Raw genomic sequence first — 3,585 nt, forward strand, 5'->3', positions numbered from 1 at the left:
GGGGACACGCCTCCCGCTCCCCGGAGGGACGACCCGGGCCGGGGGGAACGGGGCCGCCCACGGCGTCCCGATCAGGGACCGGGCGAAGGCCCCAAGGGACAGGGCCGGGGACGTCCCCCGCGCGCTCGCGGTCCCCGCGACGACCGCTGACTCGACTGTCTCGCCCGGCCCCGCCAGTCGCCTGCGCCGCCAGCCGTCGGCCCCGGTGATCTCCGGGCGTGGTGAGCGCCGGCCGTGGTGATCGCCGGGCGTGGTGAGCGTGCCCTGGCAGGGGCCCGCGAGGCTCAGCGGACGCCGCTGGGTGTTCCGTCGGCGTCCTTGCGGATCTCCCGGGGCAGAGCGAACGAGATCTTCTCGTTGGCCGTGGTGACCTCCTCGACCCCGGTCCAGCCGCGCTCGGCCAGCCAGTCGAGCAGCTGCATGACCAGCACGTCGGGAACGGAAGCGCCACTGGTCACACCGACCGTGCGCACCCCGTCGAGCCAGTTCTCGTCGACCTGGTCGGCGTAGTCGATCAGATGCGCGTCCCGCGCGCCCGCCTGGAGTGCCACCTCCACCAGCCGCCGGGAGTTCGAGGAGTTCGTCGACCCCACGACCAGCACCAGGTCGCACTCGGCGGCCATCGCCTTCACCGCGACCTGCCGGTTCGACGTGGCGTAGCAGATGTCGTCACTCGGGGGGTCCGCCAGCCCGGGGAAGCGCTCCTTGAGCTGGTCGACCCGCTCCATCGTCTCGTCCACGCTCAGCGTCGTCTGGGACAGCCAGACCACCTTCGACGGGTCGCGCACGGTGACCTTGTCGACGTCGTCGGCGGTGTCGACCAGTTGCACGTGCTCGGGCGCCTCACCCGAGGTGCCCTCGACCTCCTCGTGCCCCGCGTGACCGATGAGCATGATGTCGTAGTCGTCCCGGGCGAACCGGTTGACCTCCTTGTGCACCTTGGTCACCAGCGGGCAGGTGGCGTCGATGGTGCGCAGACCACGCTCCTCGGCCTCGGCGTGCACCGCGGGTGACACCCCGTGCGCGGAGAACACCACGAGGGCGCCCTCGGGTACCTCGGAGGTCTCGTCCACGAAGATCACACCGCGCTCACGCAGTGTGTCCACCACGTGCCGGTTGTGTACGATCTCCTTACGCACGTACACCGGCGGTCCGTACTTCTCGAGGGCCTTTTCCACGGTCACCACCGCGCGGTCGACGCCTGCGCAGTACCCGCGGGGCTTGGCCAGCAGCACACGTTTGCCGTCGTCGGACCGGGAGCCTGGGCTGCCGGAGATCGAAACGTCGGTGGCGGGCTCGGTGCCGGGGCTCGATCCACTCATGCCCCCACCCTACGGGTCGGCCCCCCGAGGTGACGACCTACGAACGGGTGCCAGGCGTTGCTCCCCGCGCCGGGGGCGCGTGCTTCCTTCCGCACCGGAGTTGGGCCGAGCCCCGCGGTGGGGCAGGCTGGAGGCATGAGACACCTCCCGTTCCCGCTCCGGGTAGCCGCCGGCCTGGCCGTCACGACGGTCGAGCGGGCGCGAGACCTGCCACGGCAGCTCACCGAACTCCCGGTCACCGCGGTCAGCCAGGTGCTGCACGCCTCCATGCGCGTTCAGCAGCACGTCACCGAGTTGGCGATCAAGGGTGACACAGCGCTGTCGTCACTCCGCCGACCCGAGGAACAACCGGATTGGGCGACCTTCGACGAGGACTTGGAGGAGGAGGCCGGGCCCTCTTCCGGTCCGTCCTCGGCCACGCGGTACTCGGCCACGCCGGAAACCGCCGGGTCGCCGGTCGAACCGGCGGGGCCTGCGGCCGATGCCGAGGACCCCTGGGCCGCGGAGGAGCGCGCCCTGGCCGAGGACCACACCGACGGCGAGTTCGACAGCCCGGAGGCCGCCCCCACGAGCCCCGCGGAGGGCACCGGTCCCGCGGGGATCGCCGACTACGACGAGCTGACGCTGCCCCAGGTCCGCGCCCGCCTGCGCGCCCTGACACAGGCGCAGCTCGAGGAGCTGCTGGACTACGAACGCGCCCACGGCAACCGTCCCTCCTTCACCGGGATGCTCTCCCGGCGCCTTTCCACCGTGCGCCAGGCGGCCTCCGCCCGGGCCGAGGACCCGGCACAGCAGTGAGCACCGGCGACAGCACCGGAGCCCGCCCGGCCCGCCGCACGGACGCGCCGTCCACCTCGGACAACCCCTGGCCCGTGCGCACCGTCGCCCGCAAGATCGCCGACTGGATTCACCGGCTCGGCGCGGTGTGGGTCGAGGGCCAGGTCACTCAGATCTCGGCCCGCCCCGGCACCCAGACCGCGTTCGTCACGCTGCGGGACCCGGCCGCCGACGTGTCGATGACGGTGACCTGCCCGGCGCGCATGCTGCGCGCCTGCGAGCCGCCGTTACGGGACGGCGCCAGCGTGGTGGTACACGGCCGCCCGACGTTCTTCCTCGGCCGGGGGACGCTCAGCCTGCGCGCCGACGAGATCCGGCCGGTCGGCATCGGTGAGCTGCTCGCCCGCATCGAGCGATTGCGCAGGTTGCTGGCCGCCGAGGGCTTGTTCGCGGCCGAACGCAAGCGCCCCCTGCCGTTCCTGCCACGCGGTGTCGGGCTGATCACCGGGCGTGCCTCGGCGGCCGAGCACGACGTCCTGGTCAACGCCCAGGCCCGCTGGCCCGCCGTGGCGATCCGGGTGCTCAACACCGCCACCCAGGGAGCCCGGGCGGTGCCCCAGATCCTGCGGGCGCTGCACACCCTCGACGCCGACCCGGACGTCGACGTCATCGTGCTCGCCCGCGGCGGGGGCAGCGTCGAGGACCTGCTGCCCTTCTCCGACGAGACGTTGTGCCGGGCCGTGGCCGCCGCGGGCACGCCGGTGGTCAGCGCGATCGGGCACGAACCCGACTCGCCGCTGCTCGATCACGTCGCCGACCTGCGCTGCTCGACCCCGACCGACGCGGGCAAGCGGGTGGTGCCCGACGTGGCCGAGGAAACCGCACGCGTGCGTCAGCTGCGCGACCGTGCCCGCCGCGCTCTGCACGGCTGGGTGGACACGCAGTGCCGCCTGTTGGAGCAGACGCGCAGCAGGCCCGTGCTGGCCGACCCGCTCGGACCGGTCGAACGCCGGGCCGCCGAGGTCGAGACCCAGGTCGAACGCGGGCGGCGCGCGGTGCTGGCGACACTGAGCGGGGAACAGACCGCGCTCGCCTCCGCACGCGCCCGGCTCACCGCACTGGGCCCCTCCGCGACACTGGCCCGTGGCTACGCCGTCGTGCAGTACACCGACGCATCAGGCACCCTGAGGGTCCTGCGGTCGGCCTCCGAGGTGGCCGACGGCACACCTCTGCGGGTGCGGGTCGCGGACGGTGCCGTCCACGCGGTCGCGGGGACACGGGAGGAGTGAGGGGCGAATGTACGGGTGCGCGTTCCTGCCGTTGACGACCAGGACGGCCGCGCACCTGTGCCGCTGGTCTCCGACTACGGCCGCGGCACCGCCGCGCATCCCGCGCTGCGGTCCCTGCTGGCCAAGCTCGCCCCTCGCGTCCCGGTGGTGTGGGACCCGCACCCGCGCGGACCGGCCCCGGTCCCGGGCGCGACGCT

General features: G+C 73.4%; 3 protein-coding genes and 1 pseudogene. 3 read left to right on the forward strand and 1 reads right to left on the reverse strand.

All coding sequences use genetic code 11. The features are described from left to right. Positions 1-284: 284 nt before the first annotated feature. Positions 285-1,322: a 4-hydroxy-3-methylbut-2-enyl diphosphate reductase gene (locus SACSA_RS0115050; protein WP_019818406.1), complete on the reverse strand. Its 1,038-nt coding sequence runs from the start codon at positions 1,320-1,322 to the stop codon at positions 285-287. A 135-nt stretch (positions 1,323-1,457) separates the two neighbouring features. On the opposite strand from SACSA_RS0115050, the gene SACSA_RS0115055 reads away from it, so the two are divergent. From SACSA_RS0115055 to SACSA_RS26875, 3 genes and pseudogenes are all read left to right on the forward strand, one after another. Then, positions 1,458-2,120 carry a lipid droplet-associated protein gene (locus SACSA_RS0115055; protein ID WP_019818407.1) on the forward strand — a complete coding sequence of 221 codons (663 nt, stop codon included), beginning with the start codon at positions 1,458-1,460 and terminating at the stop codon, positions 2,118-2,120. Next, a complete protein-coding gene (xseA, locus tag SACSA_RS0115060) occupies positions 2,117-3,388 on the forward strand; it encodes an exodeoxyribonuclease VII large subunit (protein WP_019815123.1) in 1,272 nt (423 codons plus the stop codon). The genes SACSA_RS0115055 and xseA overlap by 4 nt, the downstream gene beginning before the upstream one ends. 15 nt (positions 3,389-3,403) lie before the next feature. After that, positions 3,404-3,585 (forward strand): annotated as a pseudogene (locus tag SACSA_RS26875) (D-beta-D-heptose 1-phosphate adenosyltransferase); the annotation flags it as partial.

Origin of the sequence: Saccharomonospora saliphila YIM 90502, from assembly GCF_000383795.1 — a bacterium.
In the GTDB taxonomy this organism is placed as follows: Bacteria; Actinomycetota; Actinomycetes; order Mycobacteriales; family Pseudonocardiaceae; genus Saccharomonospora; species Saccharomonospora saliphila.